Consider the following 25,417-nt stretch of genomic DNA (forward strand, 5'->3'; position numbering starts at 1 on the left):
GTACGTCGGTTTCCTCGATCGGGCCGTCGATGGCCGGACGATGCGCGCCGCTCGGCCCTTGCCGAGCTTCCCTTGCCGAGCTTCCCTTGCCGAGCTTCGCGAAGATCTCGTCGAGGCGCTCGACCTGCGTGTTGGTCGCTCCACAATGATGGCAGTGGAACGCGGTGCGGCTGCGGCTGTTCCATTCCGGTGTGCAGATCAGGAGAGCCGAATGAGCGATGGAGTGGATCATCTTGCGGGCCTGCTCGGACGTGCGGCGATGGAGGTGTGGGGCGACATGCCCCGCGACATCCAGGAAGCGCTGTTCGAGACCGCCATGAAGGGACGCGCAACGGAGCGTGAGGAGCTCGCGCGGTTGCTGCACGAGCGGCATCCGCGCACGCTTCATCCGGCCCGGCCAGGCTGACGCAGCGGCCTGGAACGATCGCGCGAACTCCTGATTGGTGAGACGGGTGTCGCGCCGCCGAACGGCCTCGAACAGGCCGCGGCAGGCGCATCGCCCAACCTTGGATCAAATCTGTGAGCCGACCGGCGTGATCGAGATGAACATCGGAAAATGGTATGACCCGATTTCGGAGCGGTGGATCGCGCCTCGCGAAACACGCACCATCGCAGCGTATGATCGGTCGAGTGCGGACAGGGCGCAGGAGGCTCACAAGAGAGCAGAGGCGCAGCGGATCTGGGATCTGCTGGTCGATTGCTGCGCACGCGGTTGATGCCCGGCCCGGAGGCATGACGCATTCGCCCTGTGCGGGCTCCGGTGCCCGGCGCATGCCGGGATAGACGATCGCCCTCGCAACGAATTCTCCTCGCAGGCCCAGCGACACTAGCCGGCGGTCCAGGCAAGTTGCCCCTGCGGCTCTCGACCGGTGCAGGTGACTGCCATCATCGTTGCAGGTGCCTCAGCGACGCCTTCGACGCCTTTGCGCGGGGCAGGCCAGCGTTTCCGTCAACGCTGATCTCGACGACGTCCGAAGCGGATCGGTATATTACCACCTCGACTGCAGGCCGCCCGGACAAGGATCAGATGATGGACGATACGATTGGCTTCCCCGACCCCGGTCTCGACCTGTCGGACGGCTTCAAGCCGCACACCTCGCATTGGGGTGTGTTCTCCGCGCGTCAGGGCGCGGCCGGGCTGGAGGTCAGGGCCTATGCGGGCGATCCAGATCCGAACGGCATCATCGACAATTTTCCCGGCGCGCTCCGTCACCAGGCGCGCATCGCCCAGCCGGCGGTCCGCCGCGGCTGGCTGGAGCGCGGGCCGGGCCCCGACGATCGCCGCGGCCGCGACGAGTTCGTCTCGGTGAGCTGGGAGAAGGCGCTCGACCTTCTCGGCGACGAACTGTGCCGCATCCGCGACACGCGCGGGCCGGGCGCGGTGTTCGGCGGCTCCTATGGTTGGTCGAGTGCCGGCCGCTTCCATCACGCCCAAAGCCAGGTGCATCGCTTCCTCAACATTGCGATGGGCGGCTATGTGCGCTCGGTCAACTCCTATTCGTCGGGTGCGTCCTCGGTGCTGCTGCCGCAGATCCTGGCGGGCTACGAGGACATCACCAAGCGCAACGTCACCTGGGAGCAAATCGCCGATAACACCGAGATCGTGCTGGCATTCGGCGGCATGGCGCTGAAGAACTCCATGGTGGCCGGCGGCTCGATCAGCAAGCATGTCGAGCGCGGTGCGATGGCAGCGGCGCGCCGGCGCGGCTGCGAGTTCGTCCTGGTCAGCCCGCTGCGCGACGATCTGCCGGTCGAAGCCGGCGCCGAATGGATGACCTGCGTGCCCGGCACCGACACCGCCTTGATGCTCGGCATCGTCCACACGCTGGTTGCGGAAGGTCTGCACGACCAGGCCTTCCTCGATCGTTACACCGAGGGTTGGCCGGTTTTCCTGCGCTATCTCACCGGCGAGGGCGACGGGCAAGCCAAGCACGCCGAATGGGCCGCCGCAATCTGCGGCGTCGGGGCGGATGCGATTCGCAAGCTGGCGCGGCGTCTTGCCGGACGGCGCGCGCTCATCACCATCTCCCATTCGCTCCAGCGCGCCGAGCATGGCGAGCAGCCGGTGTGGATGGGGATGGTGCTGGCGGCGGCGCTCGGCCAGATCGGCCTTCCCGGTGGCGGCTATGCCTATTCGCTGGGTGCGATCGGCTATTACGGCCGGCGCGTCAACGACGTGCCGGGGCCAACGCTGGGGCAGGGCCGCAACGGTGTCGCCGATTTCATCCCGGTGGCGCGCATCGCCGACATGCTGCTCAATCCCGGCAGCACGTATCGCTATAATGGCGAGACGCGCACCTATCCGGACATTCGCCTGGTCTACTGGGCGGGCGGCAATCCCTTCCATCACCACCAGGACATCAACCGCCTGCGCAAGGCGTTCGCGCAAGTCGACACGTTCGTCGTGCACGAGCTCGCATGGACCGCCACCGCCCGTCACGCAGACATCGTGCTGCCCTCGACGATGACGCTCGAACGCGAGGACATCGGCTATTCCAGCAACGATCCTCTCATGGTCGCCATGCACCGGATCGCCGAGCCGTTTGGCCTTTCGCGCGACGACTACGAGATCTTTGCCGATCTCGCCGAGCGCCTCGGCGCGCGCGAACCCTTCACCGAAGGGCGCACGTCGCGGCAGTGGCTGGAACATCTCTACGAGCCGACCCGGGTCTCGCTGGCCAAGCGCGGCCTTGAAGCCCCGAGCTTCGACGAATTCTGGCAGCGCGGCAGCCTGGTCGTGCCGCAGCAGGCGGACGACGGCGGCCGGCTGCGCCGCTTCCGTGAGGATCCGGTCAATCATGCCCTGCCGACACCGAGTGGGCGGATCGAGATCTTCTCCGCCAGGATCGCGGGTCATGGCGATGCGGATTGTCCCGGCCATCCGGTCTGGCTCGACAAGACCGATATGCCGAAGCCCGGGGCGCCGTGCTTTCTCGTCGCCAATCAGCCGGTGACGCGCCTGCACAGCCAGCTCGATTTCGGCGGACATTCGCTTGCCGCGAAGCATCGCGGCCGCGAGGTCGCGCGCATGAGCCCGGTTGATGCGGACGCGCGTGGCATCAAGGACGGCGACATCATTCGCCTGTTCAACGAGCGCGGCGCCTGCCTCGCCGCAGTTCACGTCACCGACGGCATCGCGCCCGGCGTCGTGCAGCTTCCGACCGGCGCCTGGTACGATCCGATGGATCCCGAGGACGATGCGCCGCTCTGCGTTCACGGCAATCCGAACGTGCTCACCCGCGACGTCGGCACCTCGTCCCTGGCGCAGGGCTGCACCGGTCAGTTGACGACCGTCGAGGTGGAGAAGTTCACGGGCAATCTGCCGCCGATCCGGGCGTTCGATCCGGTGTAGGGGCTCTCGTTACGTCGTGGCCCCGATGGAGCGGCTTGTCCGCCGCGCCCGTGTCGCGCTTTGTCAATCCCTTCGGGCAAAAATATTCCACTTTACCGAAATTCGGAAATGGCGTATGTGTCGTCCATCCCGGCTCATCCTCGAGGGGCGATCATGAGGTCGTCATTTTCGCGAGCCGGGCTTGCGGTGGACGCGGCAGCGTCGTGCACGAGATGTCAGGGGCAGGGCGGATTGCTCTCCGTGAGCCCAAGGCATCGTGCGGACGAGCGGCGCTGACAGGTTCGTCTCGTCTGTAAGTTTCCGGCTCCGTCGACGGGGCCGGGAAAACTGCGGCGACATGGCGGGCCGCGCGTACGGCAAAACCGTGTGGTCCTGGCCGTCGTTGCTACGGTCAAGCTCTTGCGGAGGCGGCATCTGCGTCAACCGGCGCGGTGCCGGTGAATTCCGCGGGGGCGAGGGAGGCCAAAGGAAAGTTCGGCTCCCGGGAGATCACGGCATAAGCCGTCCGACCATCGCGCAGGGAAGGCCGAGTGATTGGCACCACCTGTATGCTGCTGTGCGGTTCTTCCTGCGCGTGCCTTTCGCGCAGCAGACCGCGGGTGCGAGGTCAGCACCCGGCCTTCCCTGTGCCCTCTTGGATCGAGAGGGTGGAGTGACCAGGCAAAACTCGGGCGAAACGCGCCGCGAGAATGCGAAGGCATGTCCGCAGCCACACACGCGCCGTCATCGCCCGGCCTTGACCCAGAGTCTTTCCGCGGAGGAATTCTGGATTGCTTCGCGGAGCCTGTCTCGCACCGCGCGCTTCACCTTATCGCCTTCCGGCTCCCGGCTCTGAGCCGCAACGCTCTACGCGTTGCAGCTTGTCCGGGACACGACGAGTTGCAATGATGAGATCGACGCAGGAGCATTCAACGGGAAAAGGGGGGCATACCTCGGCATCCCTGTCGTCTGGCCGTTGGCGGATCAGCTACGCGGCTGCGCTGGCGATCCAATCCCTCTCCGGAGACGCACGCCGCCTCGGCCGTGCTTCGACCTCGAGCTGCCCGCCCTCATTGGCAAGGCGCCAGCGTGCCGGAGATTGACCGCTGATGCGCTTGAAGACGGTGGAAAAATGCGCCTGCGTGCTGAAGCCCACGGCAAGCGCGATCTCCGCCAATGGCCGCTCGGTGGTCGCGAGCAGCGTCTTCGCATGTTCGACCCGCTGCGTAAGGAGATATTCGCGCGGACGGTAACCGGTCGCGGCGCGGAATTGCGCCGCAAAGTGCATCCGGGACAGGCCGGCGACATTGGCAAGCTCGGACAGGCTGATGCAGCGGTCGAAATGATCGGCGATGTACTGCTCGACGCGCCGCAACCGCCATTTCGGCAAGGCATTGACCCTGACGCGGGGCAATTCCATCCGGGTGAGATGCATTGCAAGGGTCTGGCCGATGCAGCGCGTAAACTGCCGATCCGCGGCATCACCATGTTCGATCAGTGCCTTGGCGAGCTCCGCGGCGAGCGGATCGCGCAACAGCACGAGGTCATCCAGCCCGTCGGCGTGCGCCGGAAGATGGTCCACGGAGATGTGGACGTGCAGGAAGGCGCACGGCGACTGGAATTGCGCGCCGAGAGGCTTCGACGGCGCGGTGACATACAGCGATCCCGCTGGCATGGTGCCTTCGAAGATGATCCGGCCGTCCCGTACCAGCTTCGCGCGCGTGTTCTTCAGGGCAATGCCGACGAAATAGCGATCATTCGGCGTCGTCGTTTCGTGCGACGAGGTGCTCCGCGGGTCGTCCCATCGCGAGATCGTGATCTCTTCGATCGTACCCTCCGGAGCGCGATCGATCTGACGCCACTGGCTCTCCCTGGCGATCGCCTGTACGGGGCGAAGACCCTCATGATCCCGCGGGGTGGTCGGAAATTCAATCCAGGCATGCACCGTGTGCAAGTTACTCGACATCGTTGGTCCTCTCCTGGCTTCGCCGCAGCTTGCAACGACCGGCAGGCGCGCAAACCAATGCTTTCCACGCTGAGAGGATAGACGTGAGCTGGCCAGGACGCCCGTTAGTGGTGATTAGGATCTGTTAGATTCTGTAGATGTGCATCAGATGTGACAACTCGTCGCAGATGATGAGAGCGAGCTTCGTCGTGAGCTCGCGAACACGCCGGCGATGTTGTCGAACGTGTAGGTGAAAGCGGAAGGCGGCAGCGCGCTGCTGTTGCCGAAGCCGGCTGGCGGATCGTCCCTATTCGAAGACGGCGTCGAAGATCTCGACGTCCATCAGCACAGGCTTGGCGATCACCGTTCCGTCGGACTGTAGCGTCTGCGCGCGCCGAAGTGTCGGCACCACGATGCCGCCGAAGCTGTCATGAGCCCACGAGTATTGTGCGACCTTGATCCCGAAGAGATCGTGGTCCGTCCGCCGTTGCAGGGCGCTCTCGTCGAAATAGAAGATCTGTTCAGGCGCGAGCGTGATGAGGTGCGAGGGGAATTGCGCCCGCAGCCGCCGCCACGTTTCGGCGCCCTCACGCCACGGCGGCAACTCCTCGACCACGACATCGGGATGGGCGAGCAGGAATGGGTTGGTCAGATAGTTCCAGATCGCGACGCCGCAGAAGAAGACCAGATGCAGCTCGTCCGCGAGCGCGGGGACGCCGACCTCCGGAAACGCGAGGCTCGGGTTGCGCCAGCTCCGCAGGACTTCACCATCCAGGCTCTCGATCGTGATCGCATCGGGTTGAAAGGAGCCGGAGTGTTCGCCTCCGGTGATGCCCGTGAACCGGAGCGACTGTGTGCGGGTCGAGCCTTCCGCGGTCACATCCTTGAATTCCCGAGCATGCCCGGCGCTGGAGAATAGCGATCCGCCGACGGAAAGGTGGAGCGTGAACCGGCTCAAGCTGTTCCAGCGGGCCAAGCCGCCGCTGGCATCGATTACATCGTCAAGAAGCGTCATGTCCCGCCATATCCGCCATGAAGTGTCGCCACCATGGCGGGGCGTATGCGGCTTGGCGTGTTAGAAGTTGTTAGGATTTGCGAGCAGGCCTTTTGGCGGTATCCCGTTGAACATGCTGTCAATTCAGGGTGCCCAGCAGCTCCCTTGCGGCGACCAGATCGCGGGTCTGGAGTCCCTCCTGGTAGCGCGCGACGAGCGGGGCGAGCAGGTTGCGTGCTTCGCCGGCTTTTCCGGCCTGGCGCCAGATGCGGCCGAGGCTGATCGCGCCCCGGAGCTCCCAGCCGACCGCACATTGCCGCTGCGATAGATCGAGCGATTTGCGCAGGAAGCTCTCGGCCTCCACGGCGTTGCCCGACCGGGCGAGGATGTCGCCCTTGATCCTGAGCATCTCCGGCATGTCGAAGGACTCCCCGTGATCGGGAATCTGGCCGATCGCCTCGTTGATGGTCTGCAGGGCTTCGCCGGGCTGATTCTGGGAGGCGAGCCCCTCCGCGAGCGCGGTCGCAAACACGGTCGTCATGATCCGGTGCCGTGTCGCATGCAACGTGGCCTGACTGCGGCGAAGGTGCTCGATACCCGCAGCCACGTCGCCGCGGCGCAGCAGTAGCTCGCCTTTCTGGCCGATGCCGACCGCATGATAGGGGCCGAGGAAGTGCCGCGCCGAATGATCGATCAGCCGCTCGATCAGGATTTCAGCGTTCTCCCAGTCGCCGACCCAGAGGAATACGTAAATCGTCCAGATCAGGGAGATGCCGAGGGTGAGCGGTTGTTCAAGCAGCTCAGCCTCGCGAACCGTGTATCTGGCGGCTTCGATCGCACGCTCGGGCCGGCCGGTGAGCCAGAGCCCGCGCGCCAGCGCCACCAGCGCGACGATGCGGTCGTCATACCCGAGATGGCCGATGTTCAGCCGTTGCGAGCCGGGATTGTGCACCATGGCGCTGTCGCAGTACCGAACCGCCTTGTCCTGGTTGCCGATCAGATGATGCGCCACGCCAAGCATCCATTCGACGTTCAGCGTGGCGGCGGGATCGTTCAGCTTCCGCGCGACGCTCTCGCTCTGTTCGCCGATTCCGAGCGCGCCGTGAAAATCTCCGACCCTGGTCAGATAGATGTGCAATCCGCGCAGCAGCCAGAGCTGCCAGTGCAGATCCTCGAGCTCCCGGGCAAGCTGGAGACTGCGCGTGAACGCCGCCCGAACCACGTCGGCATTGCCCTGCGAGAACATCACGGAGACGCCGAGCGCGGCCTGCAAGATCATCTCCTGGCGGCCGTCGACGGCGCTCGCATCGAGGGACACCAGCGCCTGCTGGGTCCAGCGGTAGCATTCCGTCAGCAATGTCAGTTCGAGGAAGAACTGGGCCGCCGCCGCCGCCAGATCCACGCCGAGCGTCCGATCGCCGCGCTCCGAAAAGCTGAAGGTCAGCGCGGCCCTGACATTCGGCAAATGGTCGGCATAGGGAAGGAAGCCGCCCGCGCTCTGCATGCCGGTGGATTTGAGGGCAATGTCGTGCAGGAAGTCGCGGAAATATTCGGCGTGGGCGCGCGCGACGCGGTCCGCTTCCCCGTGCTCGACGAGCTTGTCCGCGACGAAGGCACGTGTGGTATCGAGCAGGCGATAGCGCAGCCGCCGCTCCGCAGGCGAGGTCGCGATCAGGGATTTGGATAGCAGGTTCGAAATCGCCTCGACCGCTTCAGGCTCGCTGATCCCCTGGCAGGACGCGACGGCAAGCGCGGCCTCCAGCGTGAACGGCCCGACGAACGCCGACAATCCGCGCAGCGTCGCGCTTTCGGCCGGAGGCAGCAGGTCGTAGCTCCAGGCCAGCGCCGCGCTCAGGGTTTGATGCCGCGGAATTGCGGTACGCCGTCCCCGCCACAGCAGCGAGAAGCGGCTGTCCAGCAGCGAGGCGGTCCCGGCTATGCCATAGGCGTTCACACGCCCGGCCGCGAGCTCGATCGCGAGCGCAATGCCGTCCAGTCGCCGGCAGATCTCGGCGACGAGCGGCGCATCCTCCTCGCGGAGTTCGAATTCGCTCAGACTCTCGGCGATGCGTTCCACGAAGAGCTGGCTTGCGGGATAGGCAAGGATGTCAGCGATGCCGAGCCCGTCGCGCTGCGGCGGGCAATCCAGCGGAAATAGCCGATGGACGCGTTCGCCCTCGGCGCGAAAGGATTCGCGGCTGGTGGCCAGGATATGCAGCTGCGGCGCCTCGCGGACGAGGCGCTCGGCCAGAGGGGCGAGTTCGTCGAGGATATGTTCGCAACTGTCGAGCACCAGCAGGACCCGCCGGCTGCGCAGGACCGTCAGCAGGCCCGGTATCGGGTCCTCGGAATTGACGGTCAGGCCCAGCGCGGCCGCAATCGTTCCGGGGACGAGCCGGGTATCCGTCAGCGCGCCGAAATCGACGAAACACGCCTGGCCGTCGAAGGCCGCGAGTTCGCCCTGCGCGACAGCGAGTGCAACCGACGTCTTGCCGATCCCGCCGGGCCCGACGATTGTGACGAAGCGATGCTGGGCAAGTTCGGCGGAAATCCTCTCAACCGCATCGTGCCTGCCGATCATCTTCGCGAGCGGCGAGGGCAGCGAGCGGGGCGAAGCGGCGGGCGGGCTCGTCCGGCTCTCCGATGCTGCAGGCCGGAGCAGCGGAGCGGTGAAGCAATAGCCGCGTCCGGGGACGTTGACGACGTAGCGGGAGCTTTCGCCCGAATCGCCCAAAGCCTTGCGCAGCGTCGTGATGTGGAAGCGCAGGCTGCCTTCGTCGACGTTGACGTCGGCCCAGATGCGCTTGATCAGCTCCCGCTTGTCGATGACCTCTCCTGCGTGCTCGGCGAGAAAAATGAGAATGTCGAGCGCGCGGCCGCCGAGGTGAAGCGAGGCGCCGTCCTTTTCGAGCAGCCGAGATTTCGCGAACAGGCGGAACGGCCCGAAGGCAATGACCGAATCCTGCTCGTTAGTGTCCGGCACGGTCCAACAATTCCAGTGAATGAGCTGAAGTGTGCAATCTGATTACCAGATCGAGACGTCCAGTAAACTGGCCGAAAGTGGCGAAATCGCGTGGCGACCGCCGATCGCACGGGACCCGTGTTGCAAATTTTGCTTAAACGCGAGCAGTTTACGGCGGGACCGCGACAATTCGTCAGCGTGCCTGACCGTCGAGGCCACGGTGTCGGCCGCGAGATCATGGGCGCCGATCATAACAGAATTCATAACAGAATCTTGCAACGTCTAACGGGCAAAACGCGCGCGACCCATCCAGTATGGCCTTCGGGTGAGACCCTATTTCAACGGGGAGGCCATGATGTCCGGTATCGACGCTCGGGCGAACGACCACGTCGGTCGACCTCAATTCGTCGCCAGTCTCGATGATCAGTCGCGTGATTGGGAGCTTGTGCTGCGGGAGTCACACCATCGCATGAAGAACACGCTGACGCTGCTCGGTGCGTCAGTCCGCCGCGACTTCACGCGCGCGAGCAAGAGGGATGTGTCGCTGGCGGTGGACCGGTTCGAGCGGCGCATCGTCGCCTTCGGCCGGCTCTATCAGCTCCTGTGCGACACCGACGATCCATCGGCTATCGCCGTGGAGCCGTTCTTCGAAAATCTGTGCGGAGCCCTCTCCGAAGCGGTGCTGGAGCCGGCAGGCATCCGCTGCGAGGCTGCGATCGAGAGCGGCAGGCTGCCGGCCGCAAAATGTCATCGGCTCGCGCTGATGCTCACCGAGCTGGTTACGAACGCGGCAAAGCACGCGTTCCCGAACAAGAATGGTGCGCTGATCCGCATCGACCTGGTCAACCGCGACGACGCCTGGTTCTGCACGGTGGCGGACAACGGCATTGGTGCGACCGGGCCGCTTCGGGGCACCGGCAGCCGGATCCTCGAAGGACTCGCACGCAGCATCCACGCGAGGTTGCACGGCGAGGCGGGGCAGGGCGGCACGCGGGTGACCATTGCGATGCCGGCCCTCGCATGAAGGCCGTCCGAGTTTGGAAATCGCGTCTCACACCAGGGAGTTCGGCATGACCACCATCGAAATCGATCGCGAAACCGGGACAAAGCCCTCGACATCGCGCAGCGTTGACTTGAAGCTCGAGGTCGTCGTGATCCCCGTGTCCGACGTCGACCGTGCCAAGGCGTTCTACGCGCGCCTCGGTTGGCGACTGGACGCCGATTTCTCGTCAGGCGACGACTGGCGCGTGATCCAGTTCACGCCCCCGGGCTCGGCCTGCTCGGTGATCTTCGGCAGGAACGTGACGGCTGCAGCGCCGGGCTCAGCGCGAGGCCTGTACCTGATCGTCTCCGATCTCGATGCGGCACGGCAGGATCTGCTCGACCGCGGCGTCGAGGTCACAGAGCCATTCCACGGTGCCGGCGATGTTCATGTCGGACCCGACGAGCCGTATCTGTTCGGTAGCGTCCGGGTCGGCGGTGCTGACCCGAAACGCGGCAGCTATAGCTCGTTTGCATCGTTCAGCGACCCCGACGGCAATGGCTGGTTGTTCCAGGAGGTCACGACACGATTGCCCGGGCGCATCGCCGGCGGCGGCGCGACGTTCGCATCGACGACCGATTTGGCCGCGGCGCTGCGCCGTGCGGCAATCGCCCATGGCGAGCACGAGACGCGGACCGGCGGACACGACGAGAATTGGGCGGACTGGTACGCCGACCATATCGTTCGTGAGCAGGCCGGCCAGCCGCTGCCGTCGTGAACGGAACCGCCGCGGCGCTCGGTCGGTTGGATTGGCGACAGGCGGTCACGCCGATGTCGCCTTCCACCGGTACCGAGCGTCGGTACTCAAAAACAAACCAGGAGAACGAGGATGATCCGCAAGGCAAAGGCAGTATGGAAGGGCACTGGTCGTGATGGCACGGGCCATCTCTCGAGTGAATCCGGCGTGCTCGCCGAGACGCCCTATTCATTCAAGACCCGCTTCGAGAACGAGAAAGGGACCAATCCGAGGAGTTGATTGCGGCGGCCCATGCCGGCTGCTTCACCATGGCGTTGGCCTTCGGCCTTCAGATGGCGGGGTTCACGCCGGATGAGCTCTCGACGGAAGCGGCCGTCACGCTCGAGCCCGAAGGCAAGGGTTTCAAGATCAGCAAATCCGCGCTGACCTTGCGGGCTAAAGTGCCGAATCTCGACGACGCAGGCTTTGCCCGCATCGCCGGCGAGGCCGAGAAGAATTGCCCGGTGTCGAAGGTGCTCAATGCCGCAGTCACCCTCGACGCCAAGCTGGGCTAGAGGCAGTTTTCCCCGGGGTCCATCCGGGTCTGGGATCCGGGTGGACGCGCGTGCAATGCGTGGCTTTCGGCCGGGCGGCCGAAGGCATATATGATGTGGCAGATGCAGGACGGGCAGAGCGATCAATTGGGAGCGGACAAATGACGACGGAACGCGCAGTTTTGGCCGGAGGCTGCTTCTGGGGCATGCAGGATCTCATTCGCAAGCAGCCGGGCGTGATCTCCACCCGCGTCGGCTACACGGGTGGGCAGGTGAAGAACGCCACTTACCGCAATCATGAAGGCCATGCCGAAGCTATCGAGATCATGTTCGATCCCGCCAGGACCAGCTTCCGCGCGATGCTGGAGTTCTTCTTCCAGATCCATGATCCCACCACGCTCAATCGCCAAGGCAATGATCTGGGCACGAGCTACCGCTCGGCGATCTTTTACACGAGCGACGAGCAGAAGCGGATTGCCGAAGACACCATCGCTGACGTCGAGGCATCTGGGCTTTGGCCCGGCAAAGTGGTGACCGAGGTCGCGCCCGCTCGCGAGTTTTGGGAAGCCGAGCCGGAGCATCAGGATTATCTCGAGCGCTATCCTGACGGCTACACCTGCCACTTCATCCGGCCCGGCTGGAAGCTGCCGCGGCGCGCGGCTGCGGTAGGAGGCTAACGGGCATCAGCGCGCGGTCAGTTCCGGAGTTGCGCCATCAGCTCGCGCGCAGTGCTCATGTCGGCGATGTCGGCGCCCTCCGTGAACGAACCGGAGACGTTCTCCATAACGGCCAGAGCGTCCGCGTTCTGGCCGGCGGCCATCTTGAACCGCGCGAGGCTGATCGCGCAGCGCAACTCCCAGAAGCGCGCGCCCTGCCGGATGGCAATCTCCATGGCCTCGCGAACGCGTGCTTCGGCGTCCGCGGAATGCCGCGCGCTCCTGAGCATCAACTCTCCCTTGATGCGGATCAGCTCAGGCAGATACCAGAGCTCCTGCCGGTCGTTGCAACGGGTCAGGACGTCCTCGATGACATCGAGGCCGCGATCGACCTGGTCGGCTTCGCCGAAGCACGCCCCGAGCTCGCCAAGCAGGGGAAGAAAGCGCGGCAGGAAGCGCGCATCGCCGGCGCGATTGAGTTCTTCGCGCAGCAGCGGCAGGCCGATCGCGACGTCGCCGCGCCTGGCGATGACGGCCGCATTGAACGCCCTTGCCCACAGGCCCCACAGCCGGATCGCGTGCCGTTCGGTGTGCTCGAGCAGCTCGCTGCCGTGGCGTTCCGCGGCGTCGAGATCGCCGGCCCAGAAGGCGATCGGGCAGGCGGCCTGCCCCAGCACGCTGCAGAAGGTCAGGGCGTGGCCGTTGGCACGGCCTTCCTCGATGTTTCTTGCCGCCAGCGCCCGGGCCTGGTCGGCGAGGCCCTGCAGCCACAGGATGCGGGCCCGGAAATATTGCGTCGAGATCCTGAGATCGAGCGGGAAGATCTTCGGCTTCTCCGCCAGCACGTGCAGCGATGCGTTGACCCGGTCGATGCGCTGTCGCGCTTCGTTCTGGTCGCCGAGATAGTGCAGCGCGACGGCCATCAGCCGGTCGCCCAGCATGAGGTCGGTCCTGTCGGGAGAGTTCGCCGCCGCGCTCGCAAAACGATCGGCGAACACGCGGGCCTTGCCGAACTGTCCGTTGTTGAACTGGTCGATGCACAGCCCCCAGAGCGCGCGCAGCCGGAAATCCTTGTCGTCGAGCCTGTCGGCCAACTGGAGAGTCGTCTCGAGGATCGGGCGCGCCTCGCGCGCGCGACCCTCGCCATACATCAGCGACCAGCCGAGTGCCGACAGCAGCTGCATGCGGATGCGGTCGTCGTCCCCGCCGTCTCCGAGCGCCGCCAATGCCGTTCTGCTGCGCTCACGGCATTCCGCGAACAGCGAAAGACGCACCCACAGGGTGATTGCGGCCGCCGTCAGCGCGATACCGAGCCTTGCGTCGCCGTCGGGCGCGAAGGCCCAGTCCAGCGCAGCGCGCACATTGTCCAGTTCCCCCGCATAGATGCTCAGCCATTCGGGCAGCGGTGTCGATACATCGGCCTCCGCATGCTCGAAGAAATCGCGAAAATGCTCGGCATGGCGCCGCGCGAACTGCCTGACTTCACCGCGCTCGTTCAGCTTTCCGAGCGCGTAGGTGCGGGTGGTGTCGAGCAGGCGATAGCGCAGCGCCCGCGAACCGGATGGCGAGATCAGCGATTTGGTGACCAGGCTGTCGATCGCCTCCAACGTCTCCGAGGTGCTGAGGCCATCGCCGGATGCGACCGCGGCGGCTGCCTCCGGTGCGAAGGGTCCGGCGAACACCGACAGTCGCCGCAAGGTGGCGCTTTCCGCCGGAGGCAGGAGGTCGTAGCTCCAGTCGAGGGCGGCGGCGAGCGTCTGGTGCCGCGGCACGGCCGTGCGTCGCCCCCGCCATTGCAGTGAGAAGCGGCTGTCGAGCAGGGAGGCCGTGCCGGCGATGCCGTAAGCATTGACACGGCCCGCCGCGAGCTCGATCGCCAGCGCAATGCCGTCGAGGCGCCGGCAGATGTTCGCGACCAGCGGCGCGTCTTCAGCGCTGAGCTGGAACGGGCCCGAGCTCTGCGCGATGCGTTCGACGAAGAGCTGAGCCGCGGGGTAGGCGAGAACCTCGCCGACATCGAGGCCCTCGCGCTCCGGCGGACAATCCAGCGGGAACAGCCGAAAGATCCGCTCGCCTTCGCTGCGGAACGACTCGCGGCTGGTCGCGAGAACACGAAGCTGCGGCGCTTCGCGAACGATGCGCTCCACGAGCGGGGCCAGCGTGTCCAGCACATGCTCGCAGCTGTCGAAGATCAGCAGGGACGGTCCGGTCCTCAGAAATGTCAGGAGGGCCGGCGTCGGGTCCTCCGAGCTGGTGGTCAGTCCGAGGACCGAGGCAATGGTGGTTGTGACATGGCTGGCCTCCCGCAGTGGACCGAAGTCGACGAAGAAGACGCGTCCGCCGAAATCCACCGAGCGGCGATGCCCGACCGCAACGGCAACCGCAGTCTTGCCGATGCCGCCCGGGCCGACCAATGTCATGAAGCGATAGAGCGTCAGTCCAGTCGAGATCTTCTCGATGACCTCCTCTCGTCCGATCATCTTCGCAAGCTGAGCAGGCAGGGAGCGAGGAGGGATGATTTCGGCCGAGAGGACCGGTTGAGCCGCCTGGGCGAACGGAGCGACAAAGCAATAGCCGCGACCGGGCACATTGAGGACATAGCGGGCCGACTTGCCGGTATCGCCGAGCGCCTTGCGCAGCGCTGCGACATGGAAGCGCAGACTGCCCTCGTCGACATTCACGTCGGCCCAGATGCGCTTGACCAGCTCCCTCTTGTCGATGACTTCACCGGGGCGCTCGGCAAGCAAGATCAGAATATCGAGCGCGCGGCCGCCGATGTGAAGCGGCGCCCCCTCCTTCTCCAGGAGCCGGGACTTTGGAAAAAGCCGAAATGGCCCGAATGAAATGTGCGAGTCGTGATTACTGTGAGCCTGCACGTGCCATTGCCCCCGCCACGGGAGTCAAAAGGTATTTTATTGTGGTCTAGCAGAACGACGCGTCCAGTAAACTGGCCGAAAGCCGCATGGCAGACAGTCCGGCGCAGATGGCTTGGGTTTGCGTCGACCTGCCAAAAAAGTGCCTGCGGAAGAAGGGCTTAGGTTGACATGCCAGGACGATGGCCCGGACGCGCCGCCGAGGACCACTATGGCCCCTGGCTCTTTCATCCGTAAATTCGGCGCAAGGCCCTCAGCCATCGACGCGCGACATCTGGCGGTGCTCCGCCGTGACGATCCGCGCCGACAACGTGACGAGGCCCATCAACGCAGCGAGCAGCCAGAACGCCATTGGCAATCCGCCAAGACGCGCGACGAAGCCCACGCCGGCAGGGCCGATCAGGACCCCTGCGTACCCCGCAGTCGTGATCGCCGCGACCGCAAGCCCGGCAGGCATCACCGTTTGCCGCGCCGCCCGGCGGAACAGCACCGGCACGAGGTTTGACGCGCCGAGCCCGATCAGAAGGAATCCGCCGATGGCGACCGCTGCGACGGGCGCCGCGAGCAGGACCACAAAACCCGCGATCGCCATGAGGCTGCCCCAGACCAATGTCGTGCGGTCCCCGATGCGCGCAACCACCGCGTCGCCGCCGAGCCGGCCTATGGTCATGGCGATCGAGAACACGATGTAGCCGGCTCCGCCTTGCGCCTCGGTGACGAGCCCCGCGCCGATCACGAGCAGCGCGCCCCAATCGAGCATTGCGCCTTCGACGAGGAAGGTGATGGCGGCGAGCAGAGCAAGCAGCAGCACCGCTCCGTGCGGCAGCACGAACAGTGGGCTCTCCTGCACCTGCACCGAGCGAAGCAGGCGCGGCCAGCTCACGAACATCGCGATCAGCATCAGCACGGAGCAAATCAGCGTGCAGGTGAGGGCACCGAGTTGCAGCGAGAGCAGCGCCGTCATCAGCGCGGATCCGGCAAAGCCGCCGATGCTGAACAGGGCGTGGAAGCCGGACATCAGCGGGCGTCCCGCGGCGCGCTCCACCTCCACGGCGTGGATGTTCATGGCGACGTCGATCGAGCCGAGCGCGGCGCCGAATGCAAAGAGCGCCAGCGCCAGCAATATCGGCGAGCTTGCGACCGCGAGCAGCGGCAGGACCAGCGCAAGACCGAGCCCGCCTGCGATGATGATCGGCCTGCTGCCATAGCGCGCGCTGAGAACGCCGGTCAGCAGCATCGCGACGACCGAGCCGATGCCGAGGCTGAGCAGGAGCAGGCCGAGGACCCCGTCGTCGACGGCGAGCCGCGCCTTCGCGAACGGCACCAGCGGCGCCCAGCACGCAATGCCGAAGCCCGCAACGAGGAAGGCAAGCCGGGTCGCAAGGCGGGTCGCCGGCCGGTCGGCAGAAGACATGAGAACTCCGGGGGAAGCAGCGGCAGGGCCGAGGTCAAAGCCGAGAAATGTCGCGGCTTTGTGTCCGCGGCGTGCTCGGATTGTCGCGGCTGGCGCTCGAAAGCTGCAAGCCTCGTTCTAGCCGCCGAGGATCCGCCGGCAAGCGTCGACAAAGACCTCTGCGCCGGTGACGATATCGACGTCGGCGGTGTTCTCGGTCCAGTGATGGCTGATGCCGCCGATCGACGGCACGAACAGCATGCCCGCGGGCATGACGGTCGCGAGCATCTGCGCATCGTGGCCGGCGCCGCTGGGCATGCGGATGGATCGTCCGCCGGCCAGGGCCTTGCTCGCGCCCTCGATCGCATCCTGAAAGCCGGAATTCATCATCGCGGGCGCACCGGTGCGCAGCTTCGTAACGGTGACGGTGCAGGGACCGTTCGCACTGGCCTCGTCCGCCATGGTCCGCAGCAGCTGTTCCAGCCGCGCGATGACAGCCGGATCGTCGTCGCGGATCTGGAACAGCATCTCTGCTCCACCCGGAATGATGCTCGGCGCGCCCGGATCGAGCGTGATGCGTCCGGTGGTCCAGACCGTGCGCGGACCGCAGGCAGCCGGGAAGCGTTGGTCGATCGCCACGCAGAATTTGGCTAGCGCCAGGCCGGCATCCTTCCGCACCGCCATGCGCGTGGTGCCGGCGTGGTTCTGTTCGCCGCTAAAATTGATCTGGTACTGCCAGATGCCGACGATGGACGTGACGACGCCGATCGCGAGGCGGCCGCTTTCGAGCGTGTCGCCCTGCTCGATGTGGGCCTCCAGATATCCGACATGGCGGCCTAGCGGGGCGGTGATGCGCGAATGTCCGGCCAGCCCCATCTCGGCAAGTGCATCGCGCATGGCGCGGCCGCTGGTGCGGTCGCGTGCGGCGTCGATGTCGGCTTCGGTCACCTGCCCGACATAGGAGCGTGAGCCGAGGAAATGGCCGAAATGTCCTTCCTCGTCGCACCATGCGGCGACTTCCACCGCGCCCTTGAGCGATGGATCGGGATTGAGCACGCGCGCCGCCTCGAGCGCGTAGACGACGCCAAGCGGACCATCGAGCCAGCCGGCGTAGTTCTGGCTTTCCAGGTGCGAGCCCGCCAACAGCTTCGGTCCGGGCTTCGTGCTGGTGCCGAAAACATTGCCGATGCCGTCGATCGTCACGGAGAGGTCGGCCTCGGGCAGCTTCTGAGCGAGCCACTCCAGCGATTGCTTGTGCGGCTCGGAAAAGGTCGGCTTGTGCACGCCGGACTTGTAGGCGCCGATGGCGCGCAGCGCATTGAGGTCGGAGAGGACGCGATTCCCGTCGGCGCGGGGCTGAGTGTCAAGCATGTTCGGCAACCTTCAGCGCCTCGGTGCGGATCTCCTCGACCAGCCGTTCCTTGAGCTGGACGAATTCGGGCGTGGTCTTGATCTTGTAGGAGCGCGGATGCGGCAGGTCCACATTGATCTCGGCCTTGATGCGGCCGGGACGCGCGCTCATGACGATGACGCGGCTGCCGAGGAAGATGGCTTCCTCGATGTCGTGGGTCACGAACAGCACCGTCTTCTGGTCGCGCTCCCAGATCCCCAGCAACATCTCCTGCATCAAGGCGCGGGTCTGGTTGTCCAGCGCGCCGAAGGGCTCGTCGAGCAACAGGATCTTCGGATCGTTGGCGAGCGCGCGCGCGATCGCGGTGCGCTGCTGCATGCCTCCGGAGAGCTGCTTCGGCCAGTGGTTCTCGAAACCGGACAATCCGACCTGGCGGATGAAGGCATCCGCGACCTTGTTTCGCTCCGCCTCGGACACGCCACGCTCGCGCAGGCCGAAGGCGATGTTCTCTCGCACCGTCAGCCAGGGGAACAGCGTGTAGGACTGGAACACCATGCCGCGATCGGCGCCCGGGCCGGTCACCACGCGCCCGTCGAGCGTGACGCGGCCGCTGGTCGGACGGTCGAGGCCGGCGACGATGCGCAGCAGCGTCGACTTGCCACAGCCGGACGGGCCGAGGATGGTGACGAAGTCGTTGTTGCCGATGGTGAGGTCGGTCGGCTCCAGCGCCCGGGTCGGCGCGTTGCCGTGGCGCGCGGGGAAGGTGCGCGAGACTTGTTCGATCTTGAGGATCGTCATGCGAGCCTCCACGGAAACAGCCAGGCGTTGAACGCCTTGAACAGGAAGTCCGAGAGGAGGCCGATCAGTCCGATCACGATGATGCCGAAGATGATCTGACCGGTGTTGAGCAGCGCCTGGCTGTCGGTGATCATGTGGCCGATGCCGGAGGACGAGCCGATCAGCTCGGCGACGATGACGTAGGTCCAGGCCCAGCCCAGCACCAGCCGCAGGATCTCGGCGATCTCGGGCGCGGAGGAAGGCAGCAGCACGCGGCGGATGATGCCGCGGTCGCTGGCCCCCAGCGTATAGGCCGCCTCGACCAGATCGCGTCGCGTGGTGCCCACGGTGACCGCGACCATCAGGATCACCTGGAACACCGAGCCGATGAAGATGACGAGCAGCTTCTGCAGCTCGCCGATGCCCGCCCACAGGATCAGGAGCGGGATGAAGGCGGAGGCGGGTAGGTAGCGGGCGAAGGACACGAACGGTTCGAGAAACGCCTCGACCGGCTTGTAGGCGCCCATCAGCACGCCGAGCGGCACCGCGATGATCGCCGCGAGGACAAAGCCGCCGACGACACGCCAGATCGTCATGCCGATGTCGAACGCGAATCCCTGTTTGGTCAGCAGGTCGAAGCCTTCCTGCACCATGGTCAGCGGGTTGGCGAGAAAGGTCTTCGACACATGGCCGCCGAGCGTCGCCCATGACCAGAGCGCAACGAACAGAACGAAGAACGCGAGGCCATAGGCCACGCGCTGCCTCGATGTAACAGGGTCCAGGGGACGCATCAAACTGTCTATCCGAATAGTCGATCACGAGCCGGCTCCCTTTCCAGGCGGAACCGACGGCTTGCAGAGACTTACTTGATGAAGCTCGCGTCGTAGAGGTCCTCGACCTTCGGCGCGGCCTTGATGATGCCGATCTCGAGCAGGAGTTCGGCGGCGTCCTTGTTGAAGGTCAGGAAGTCGCCGGCGAAGAACTTCTGGTTCGCGGCCTTGTCCTGCCAGCGCAGATATTTCGCCGAGTTGCCGAACTGCTCGCCGGTCTGCTTCACGTCGGCACCCATGATCTCGTAGGCCTTGGCCTGGTCCTTGGCGATCATGTCGAGCGCCTCGAAATAGCTGTCGGCGAGCGCCTTGGCGGCCTTGGAATTATCCGTCAGGAACTTCGGCGTGCAGCCGAAAGTGTCCATCACCATCGGGTAGTCGAGCGTGGTTGCGATGATCTTGCCCTTGTCGGGCGCGGCACGCACCGTCGACAGATATGGCTCATAGGTCATCGCGGCATCGTTCTGGCCGGCGACGAAAGCCTGCGCGGCCGCGGCCGGCTCGAGGTTGACGACGGTGACATCCTTCACGGTGAGGCCGTTCTTCTTGAGCATCCAGGCCAGCGCGAAATACGGCGAGGTGCCGGGCGCGGAGGCGGCGACGGTCTTGCCCTTCAGGTCCTTGATCGCGGCGACGTCGTTGCGCACGGCCATGCCGTCGGCACCATAGCTCTTGTCGAGCTGGAAGATCTGCTTGGTCGCAACGCCGTTGGCGTTCCAGGAGATCCAAGTCTCGACCGTGGTCGCGGCGCACTGGATGTCGCCGGACGCGATGGCGAGATGCCGGTCCTTCTGCGGAATCTTCTTGATGGTGACGTCGAGGCCGTTCTTCTTGAAGATGCCCGCCTCCTTCGCCAGCGTCAGCGGCGCGAAGCCGGTCCATCCGGAGATGCCGATGCCGACCTTGACGTCGTCGGCGAGCGCCGGAGTGGAGACCGCGAGAGCAATGATTGTCGCAAATACTTTTGAGCTACGCATGATTGTCGTCCTCTTACCGATCGATGGATTGACGCCGTGTTGATCTCTTCATGTCGGTCCATCTGGACCGTTGCCCGAAGCGTTGCACGATTTGTGCCGACATATCTCTCAGCCTCCCTTGAACCGCGCGACAAGACGGTGAGAATCACCGGGATAAAGCAGGCGCACGGCGGTGATCGTGCGTGCGCTGCGCCAGGTGTAGCGGTCGATGACGAGGCAGGGCGCGCCGACGGCGATGTCGAGCGCCTCCGCGGTGCGATCGTCCGCGACGATGGCGCTGATCGTGTGCTCGGCCTCCGTCCATGGGACATGGTGAAGCAGCCAGGAACCGGGCGGCTCGCGCGAAAAATCCGCGGTCGCGGCATCCGGCACGGACGACAGGTCGATCAGCCTGTCCTCCGCAGCGAAGGGCACGTTGTCCGCGCTGTGCCGGCAGGTGATCGCGACCACCTTGCCGGCCTTCTTGACGCCGAGACGATCGCGATCGGCAGTAGTCGCCGCGCGCAGCTTGCGGCTGATCAGCTCGTAGCCATAGGCGCGGCCGAGCGCGCTGATCTCGGCGCGAATGTCGGCAATCTTGAGCACCGCTGATTGATGCTGCGGCCGGCGCACGAACGAGCCGGCACGGCGGCGCCGCTCGATCAGGTCGGCCTGCGCCAGCTCCGACAGCGCCTTGTTCACGGTCATGCGCGAGCAGCCGTAGCGCGCAACCAGTTCGTGCTCGAACGGAATGCGATGGCCGGGCGGCCACTCCCCGGTCAGGATGCGCTTCTCGATATCGGCGCGAATGCGCTTGTAGAGAGTCGGCTTGTCGGCCGCATCGGTGGCAAGGCTCATGCGACGAGCCTCCGCACCGACGCATTGAAGCGCTCGCGCGATGACTGACGCAGTCTGTGCCGGCCGCCTTCGACGACCTTGTCGCCGCCGGCCCAGACGCAATCGATCGCGCCGCTGCCGGCCGCAAAGATCCAGCCGTCGATGGCCGCATCTCCCCGACGTCCAGCCAGCGACGGATGCGCAGTGTCGAGAGTGACGATGTCGGCGCGCGCTCCGGGCGTGAGGCCGACTGTCGACTGCGCCAGCGCCTGTGCACCGCCCGCGAGCGCATGATCGAACAGCGTGCGTCCGGTCGAACGGCCCGCGCCGCTGGAGAGCACGTTGCGCTCGCGATGTTTCAGACGTTGGCCGTATTCGAGCTGACGGAGCTCGTCGGCGACGCCCACCAGCACGTTGGAATCAGTGCCCACACCGAGCGCACCGCCGGCGGCAAGAAATTCGCGCGCCGGGAAGATGCCGTCGCCGAGGCTCGCTTCCGTGATGGGACATAGGCCCGCCACTGCACCCGTCCTCGCGAACGCGGCGACCTCCTCATCCGTCGTGTGGGTCGCGTGGATGAGGCACCAGCGCTGATCGATGGGCGCGTGCTCCAGCAGCCACTGCACCGGACGGCGGCTCGACCAGGCGAGGCAATCCTCGACTTCCTTCACCTGCTCGGCAGCATGGATGTGCACCGGCCCGCCTTCGGCCAGCGGAATGATCGCCGCCAGTTCCTCCGGCATCACCGCGCGCAGGCTGTGCGGCGCGATGCCGACGTTGGCGCCGGGCAATGCGCTGATCGCCTTGCGTGAGGCAGTCATCAATGCCGCGAACTGATCGAGCGAGCAGATGAAGCGACGCTGGCCGGCATGCGGTGCTGCTCCCCCAAACGAGCCATGCGCATAGAAACTCGGCAGCAGCGTAAGGGCGATGCCCGATGCTTCAGCAGCCTGCGCAATGCGCGCGGCCATCTCGGCAGGATCGGCATAGGGCGAGCCGTCGCAATCGTGATGGAGGTAATGGAATTCTCCGACGCGGGTAAAACCCTGCTCGAGCATTTCGACATAGAGCAGGGTCGCGACGGCGGCGACGTCGTCGGGCGTCATCGCCAGCGCGAAGCGGTACATCGTCTCGCGCCAGGTCCAGAACGTGTCGGTGCTGTCGCCACGCAACTCCGCAAGTCCCGCCATGCCGCGTTGGAACGCGTGGCTGTGCAGGCTCGCAAGTCCCGGAAGCGCGATTTGGTGACGCTCGTCGCCGGCGACCGGGGCCACGCCCGGCGTCACCTCCGCGATCGCGCCGGCGGTGATCACCACCTGCACGTCATTGGCCCAGCCCGAGGGCAGGAGCGCGGAGGCGAAATGCAGTCGGGTCATGATTACACGCCGGCTGGACAGGACCGCCCCACGATTATATGTCTAGACATATAAGTCAAGCATCCCACGAAGGGGCCGTTGCATGGCAGAGCGCTTCGACCGGATCTGGCACAATGCCCGGCTCGCCACGCTACGAGCCGACCGTCCCGATCTCGGTGAGATCGAACAGGGCGTGATCGCCGTGCGCGGCGGTCGCATCGTCTATGCGGGAACAAGGGCAGACTTCCCTGCGAGCGCGGATGCCATGGAGCGGATCGACTGCGGGGGGCGCTGGATCACGCCCGGCCTCGTCGACTGCCACACCCATCTCGTCTACGGTGGCAACCGCGCGCACGAATTCGAGCTGCGCCTGAAGGGCGCGAGCTATGAGGAGATCGCGCGCGCCGGTGGCGGCATCGTCTCTACGGTGGCCGCGACGCGCAAGGCGAGCGAGGCCGATCTCGTCGCAAGCGCGCTGCCGCGGCTGGATGCGTTGATCGGCGAGGGCGCAACCACGGTCGAGATCAAGTCGGGCTACGGCCTCGACACTGCTACCGAGATGCGGCAGCTCGCAGCCGCGCGCAGCCTCGGAGGCCGGCGACCGGTTGCGATCCGCACATCCTTTCTTGGCGCACATGCGCTGCCGGTGGAGGCGGATGGCGACAAGGACCGTTACATCGATCTCGTCTGCAAGGAGATGTTGCCGGCGGTTGCAAAGGCAGGCCTCGCCGATGCCGTCGACGCCTTCATGGAGGGCATCGCATTCTCGGCCGAGCAGACCGCGCGCGTGTTCGAGACGGCGAGGGAGCTCGGGCTACCCGTCAAGCTGCATGCGGATCAGCTCTCGAACCTCGGCGGTGCCGCGCTCGCTGCAGGATTTTCAGCTCTATCGGCCGATCATCTGGAGCACACGGATGAAGCCGGCGCCGCCGCGATGGCGAAGGCCGGCACAGTGGCGGTGCTGCTGCCCGGCGCCTTCTACTTCATTCGCGAGACCTGCAAGCCGCCGGTCGAGGCGTTCCGCACCCACGGCGTTGCCATGGCGCTCGCGACCGACTGCAATCCCGGCAGCTCGCCGCTGACCTCGCTCCTGCTCGCGATGAATATGGCCGCGACGTTGTTCCGGATGAATGTGGCCGAATGCATCGCGGGCGTCACGCGCGAGGGGGCGCGCGCGCTCGGCATTCTCGGTGAAGCCGGCACGTTAGAGGCCGGCAAATGGTGCGATCTCGCGATCTGGGACATCGAGAGGCCCGCCGAACTCGTCTACCGCATCGGCTTCAATCCGCTGCACCGCCGGGTGTGGAGGGGACAATGAGGGAGCAGGGCGCAGCGATCGTCGTCACGCCGGGGACGGTCAGCCTCGACCATCTCGCGCAGGTGCTCGCGGGCGCTTCGGTCATCCTCGATCCATCATGTTGGCCGCGCGTCGAGGCGGCTGCGGAGATCGTCGCCAAGGCCGCGCGAGCCGACGTCCCCGTCTACGGGATCAACACCGGCTTTGGCAAACTGGCCTCGAAGCGCATCCCGCCGGATCAGACCACGCTGCTCCAGCGCAATCTCATCGTCTCGCATTGCTGCGGCGTCGGCCCGGCGACACCCGAATCGATCGTGCGGCTGATGATGGCGCTGAAGATCGTCTCGCTCGGCCGCGGCGCCTCCGGCGTGCGCCCCGTGGTGATCGAGCAGCTGCAGGGAATGTTGGCGTGCGGTGTCCATCCACTGGTGCCGCAGCAGGGCTCGGTCGGCGCCTCCGGTGATCTCGCGCCGCTCGCGCATATGACCGCGGTGATGATCGGCGAGGGCCAGGCGATCGTGGACGGGAAAACCGTGTCCGGTGCTGAGGCGCTGGCAGCTGCCGGCCTTGCGCCGCTGACCCTCGGGCCCAAGGAAGGTCTTGCGCTGATCAACGGCACGCAATTCTCGACCGCCTACGCCATATCTGGCGTGCTGCGCGCATTTCGCCTGACGCGGGCCGCGCTTGTCACCGGCGCATTGTCAGTGGACGCGGCGATGGCCTCAACGGCGCCGTTCCGCCCCGAGATCCAGGCGTTGCGCGGCCATGCCGGGCAGATCGCCGCGGCTGCGACGTTGACCGCGCTGCTGGACGGCAGCGACATCCGCCTGTCGCACCTCGAAGGCGACGAGCGCGTGCAGGATCCCTATTGCCTGCGCTGCCAGCCGCAAGTCGCGGGCGCTGCGCTCGACCTGATCACGCAGGCCGCGCGCACCCTGATCGTCGAGGCCAACGCCGTCACCGACAATCCGCTGGTGCTGGTCGAGACCGGTGAGATCGTCTCCGGCGGCAATTTTCACGCCGAGCCGGTGGCCTTTGCCGCCGATACAATCGCGCTGGCGCTGTCGGAGATCGGCGCGACCAGCGAGCGGCGCATTGCGACGCTGGTCGATCCCGCGCTGAATTTCGGCCTGCCGCCGTTCCTCACCCCCGATCCCGGCATCAATTCCGGCTTCATGATCGCCGAAGTCACGGCGGCCGCGCTCTATGCCGAGAACAAGCAGCGCGCAGCTGCCTGCTCGATCGACTCGACCCCGACCAGCGCCAATCAGGAAGATCACGTCTCGATGGCCGCGCATGCCGCGCGGCGCCTGTCCGACATGGCCGACAATCTCGCCGCCATTCTCGGCATCGAGCTTCTGGTCGCCGCCCAGGGCATCACGCTGCGCGCGCCGCATGCGACAAGCGAGCCACTCGCTGCCGTCATCGCGGCGCTGCGCGAGCAGGTGCCGGCACTCGGTATCGACCGCTACATGGCCGGCGATCTCGCCAGGGCGGCTGCGTTGATCGAGGCCGACATGCTGCCGGGCGTCGCGACTGCCGCGCTTTCAACCGATCCGTTTCCGCGACTCGACTGATGAGGTGCTCC

At 65.8% G+C, this 25,417-nt stretch carries 18 protein-coding genes and 1 pseudogene; 8 read left to right on the forward strand and 11 right to left on the reverse strand.

Translation table 11 applies throughout. The annotated features are described in order from the left end of the window. Nucleotides 1-211: 211 nt before the first annotated feature. On the forward strand, nucleotides 212-406 hold the full coding sequence (locus tag XH87_RS03045; protein WP_027576697.1) for a hypothetical protein: 195 nt from the start codon (nucleotides 212-214) through the stop codon (nucleotides 404-406). Nucleotides 407-1,030: 624 nt separating this feature from the next. Then, entirely contained in the window at nucleotides 1,031-3,352 is a 2,322-nt protein-coding gene (locus XH87_RS03050; RefSeq protein WP_271586119.1) for a molybdopterin guanine dinucleotide-containing S/N-oxide reductase, read from the forward strand. A 967-nt stretch (nucleotides 3,353-4,319) separates the two neighbouring features. Here XH87_RS03050 and XH87_RS03055 read toward each other — a convergent pair. The 3 genes from XH87_RS03055 to XH87_RS03065 form a co-directional block, all read right to left on the reverse strand. Continuing rightward, the gene (locus XH87_RS03055; RefSeq protein WP_271586120.1) at nucleotides 4,320-5,297 is read right to left on the reverse strand and encodes a helix-turn-helix domain-containing protein; all 978 of its coding nucleotides are present in this window, start codon (nucleotides 5,295-5,297) and stop codon (nucleotides 4,320-4,322) included. A gap of 286 nt (nucleotides 5,298-5,583) precedes the next feature. Next, entirely contained in the window at nucleotides 5,584-6,291 is a 708-nt protein-coding gene (locus XH87_RS03060) for a hypothetical protein (protein WP_271586121.1), read from the reverse strand. Nucleotides 6,292-6,409: 118 nt separating this feature from the next. Beyond that, nucleotides 6,410-9,253: an ATP-binding protein gene (locus tag XH87_RS03065; RefSeq protein WP_271586122.1), complete on the reverse strand. Its 2,844-nt coding sequence runs from the start codon at nucleotides 9,251-9,253 to the stop codon at nucleotides 6,410-6,412. Nucleotides 9,254-9,587: 334 nt separating this feature from the next. On the opposite strand from XH87_RS03065, the gene XH87_RS03070 reads away from it, so the two are divergent. The 4 genes and pseudogenes from XH87_RS03070 (at nucleotide 9,588) to msrA (ending at nucleotide 12,181) form a co-directional block, all read left to right on the forward strand. After that, nucleotides 9,588-10,256 (forward strand): sensor histidine kinase, encoded by a 669-nt coding sequence (locus XH87_RS03070; RefSeq protein WP_271586123.1) that lies wholly within the window; start codon nucleotides 9,588-9,590, stop codon nucleotides 10,254-10,256. A 46-nt stretch (nucleotides 10,257-10,302) separates the two neighbouring features. Further along, entirely contained in the window at nucleotides 10,303-10,992 is a 690-nt protein-coding gene (locus tag XH87_RS03075; protein WP_271586124.1) for a VOC family protein, read from the forward strand. Between the two features lie 111 nt (nucleotides 10,993-11,103). Further along, nucleotides 11,104-11,525: pseudogene (locus XH87_RS03080) on the forward strand (OsmC family protein). Nucleotides 11,526-11,665: 140 nt separating this feature from the next. Continuing rightward, entirely contained in the window at nucleotides 11,666-12,181 is a 516-nt protein-coding gene (gene msrA, locus XH87_RS03085; protein ID WP_035705326.1) for a peptide-methionine (S)-S-oxide reductase MsrA, read from the forward strand. A gap of 17 nt (nucleotides 12,182-12,198) precedes the next feature. On the opposite strand, the gene XH87_RS03090 is transcribed toward msrA, so the two are convergent. The 8 genes from XH87_RS03090 to XH87_RS03125 all read right to left on the reverse strand — a co-directional run bounded on the left by XH87_RS03090 (nucleotide 12,199) and on the right by XH87_RS03125 (nucleotide 22,553). Further along, nucleotides 12,199-14,964 (reverse strand): ATP-binding protein, encoded by a 2,766-nt coding sequence (locus XH87_RS03090; protein ID WP_271586578.1) that lies wholly within the window; start codon nucleotides 14,962-14,964, stop codon nucleotides 12,199-12,201. Nucleotides 14,965-15,286: 322 nt separating this feature from the next. After that, entirely contained in the window at nucleotides 15,287-16,447 is a 1,161-nt protein-coding gene (locus tag XH87_RS03095) for an MFS transporter (RefSeq protein WP_271586125.1), read from the reverse strand. A gap of 117 nt (nucleotides 16,448-16,564) precedes the next feature. Beyond that, the gene (locus XH87_RS03100) at nucleotides 16,565-17,797 is read right to left on the reverse strand and encodes a Zn-dependent hydrolase (protein WP_271586126.1); all 1,233 of its coding nucleotides are present in this window, start codon (nucleotides 17,795-17,797) and stop codon (nucleotides 16,565-16,567) included. Further along, on the reverse strand, nucleotides 17,790-18,575 hold the full coding sequence (locus XH87_RS03105; protein WP_199763235.1) for an ABC transporter ATP-binding protein: 786 nt from the start codon (nucleotides 18,573-18,575) through the stop codon (nucleotides 17,790-17,792). The genes XH87_RS03100 and XH87_RS03105 overlap by 8 nt, the downstream gene beginning before the upstream one ends. Further along, entirely contained in the window at nucleotides 18,572-19,345 is a 774-nt protein-coding gene (locus XH87_RS03110; RefSeq protein WP_271586127.1) for an ABC transporter permease, read from the reverse strand. Before XH87_RS03110 ends, XH87_RS03105 begins: the two co-directional genes overlap by 4 nt. A 71-nt stretch (nucleotides 19,346-19,416) precedes the next feature. Continuing rightward, a complete protein-coding gene (locus XH87_RS03115) occupies nucleotides 19,417-20,361 on the reverse strand; it encodes an ABC transporter substrate-binding protein (protein ID WP_271586128.1) in 945 nt (314 codons plus the stop codon). A gap of 108 nt (nucleotides 20,362-20,469) precedes the next feature. Further along, nucleotides 20,470-21,198: a histidine utilization repressor gene (gene hutC, locus XH87_RS03120; protein ID WP_035705299.1), complete on the reverse strand. Its 729-nt coding sequence runs from the start codon at nucleotides 21,196-21,198 to the stop codon at nucleotides 20,470-20,472. Continuing rightward, nucleotides 21,195-22,553: a formimidoylglutamate deiminase gene (locus XH87_RS03125; RefSeq protein ID WP_271586129.1), complete on the reverse strand. Its 1,359-nt coding sequence runs from the start codon at nucleotides 22,551-22,553 to the stop codon at nucleotides 21,195-21,197. The genes hutC and XH87_RS03125 overlap by 4 nt, the downstream gene beginning before the upstream one ends. Before the next feature lie 82 nt (nucleotides 22,554-22,635). Between XH87_RS03125 and hutI the strand changes: the two genes are divergently transcribed. Next, on the forward strand, nucleotides 22,636-23,850 hold the full coding sequence (hutI, locus tag XH87_RS03130; protein WP_271586130.1) for an imidazolonepropionase: 1,215 nt from the start codon (nucleotides 22,636-22,638) through the stop codon (nucleotides 23,848-23,850). Beyond that, nucleotides 23,847-25,406: a histidine ammonia-lyase gene (gene hutH, locus XH87_RS03135; protein ID WP_271586131.1), complete on the forward strand. Its 1,560-nt coding sequence runs from the start codon at nucleotides 23,847-23,849 to the stop codon at nucleotides 25,404-25,406. The genes hutI and hutH overlap by 4 nt, the downstream gene beginning before the upstream one ends. The last annotated feature ends 11 nt before the right edge of the window (nucleotides 25,407-25,417 follow it).

Source organism: Bradyrhizobium sp. CCBAU 53415 (assembly GCF_028128735.1).
Taxonomy (GTDB): domain Bacteria; phylum Pseudomonadota; class Alphaproteobacteria; order Rhizobiales; family Xanthobacteraceae; genus Bradyrhizobium.

Bases quoted from the DNA above. Each gene is read 5' to 3' on its own strand.
- XH87_RS03045 (WP_027576697.1), top strand. From the start codon at position 212: ATGAGCGATGGAGTGGATCATCTTGCGGGCCTGCTCGGACGTGCGGCG.
- XH87_RS03050 (WP_271586119.1), top strand. From the start codon at position 1,031: ATGGACGATACGATTGGCTTCCCCGACCCCGGTCTCGACCTGTCGGAC.
- XH87_RS03055 (WP_271586120.1), bottom strand. From the start codon at position 5,297: ATGTCGAGTAACTTGCACACGGTGCATGCCTGGATTGAATTTCCGACC.
- XH87_RS03060 (WP_271586121.1), bottom strand. From the start codon at position 6,291: ATGACGCTTCTTGACGATGTAATCGATGCCAGCGGCGGCTTGGCCCGC.
- XH87_RS03070 (WP_271586123.1), top strand. From the start codon at position 9,588: ATGTCCGGTATCGACGCTCGGGCGAACGACCACGTCGGTCGACCTCAA.
- XH87_RS03075 (WP_271586124.1), top strand. From the start codon at position 10,303: ATGACCACCATCGAAATCGATCGCGAAACCGGGACAAAGCCCTCGACA.
- msrA (WP_035705326.1), top strand. From the start codon at position 11,666: ATGACGACGGAACGCGCAGTTTTGGCCGGAGGCTGCTTCTGGGGCATG.
- XH87_RS03095 (WP_271586125.1), bottom strand. From the start codon at position 16,447: ATGTCTTCTGCCGACCGGCCGGCGACCCGCCTTGCGACCCGGCTTGCC.
- XH87_RS03100 (WP_271586126.1), bottom strand. From the start codon at position 17,797: ATGCTTGACACTCAGCCCCGCGCCGACGGGAATCGCGTCCTCTCCGAC.
- XH87_RS03105 (WP_199763235.1), bottom strand. From the start codon at position 18,575: ATGACGATCCTCAAGATCGAACAAGTCTCGCGCACCTTCCCCGCGCGC.
- XH87_RS03110 (WP_271586127.1), bottom strand. From the start codon at position 19,345: ATGCGTCCCCTGGACCCTGTTACATCGAGGCAGCGCGTGGCCTATGGC.
- XH87_RS03115 (WP_271586128.1), bottom strand. From the start codon at position 20,361: ATGCGTAGCTCAAAAGTATTTGCGACAATCATTGCTCTCGCGGTCTCC.
- hutC (WP_035705299.1), bottom strand. From the start codon at position 21,198: ATGAGCCTTGCCACCGATGCGGCCGACAAGCCGACTCTCTACAAGCGC.
- XH87_RS03125 (WP_271586129.1), bottom strand. From the start codon at position 22,553: ATGACCCGACTGCATTTCGCCTCCGCGCTCCTGCCCTCGGGCTGGGCC.
- hutI (WP_271586130.1), top strand. From the start codon at position 22,636: ATGGCAGAGCGCTTCGACCGGATCTGGCACAATGCCCGGCTCGCCACG.
- hutH (WP_271586131.1), top strand. From the start codon at position 23,847: ATGAGGGAGCAGGGCGCAGCGATCGTCGTCACGCCGGGGACGGTCAGC.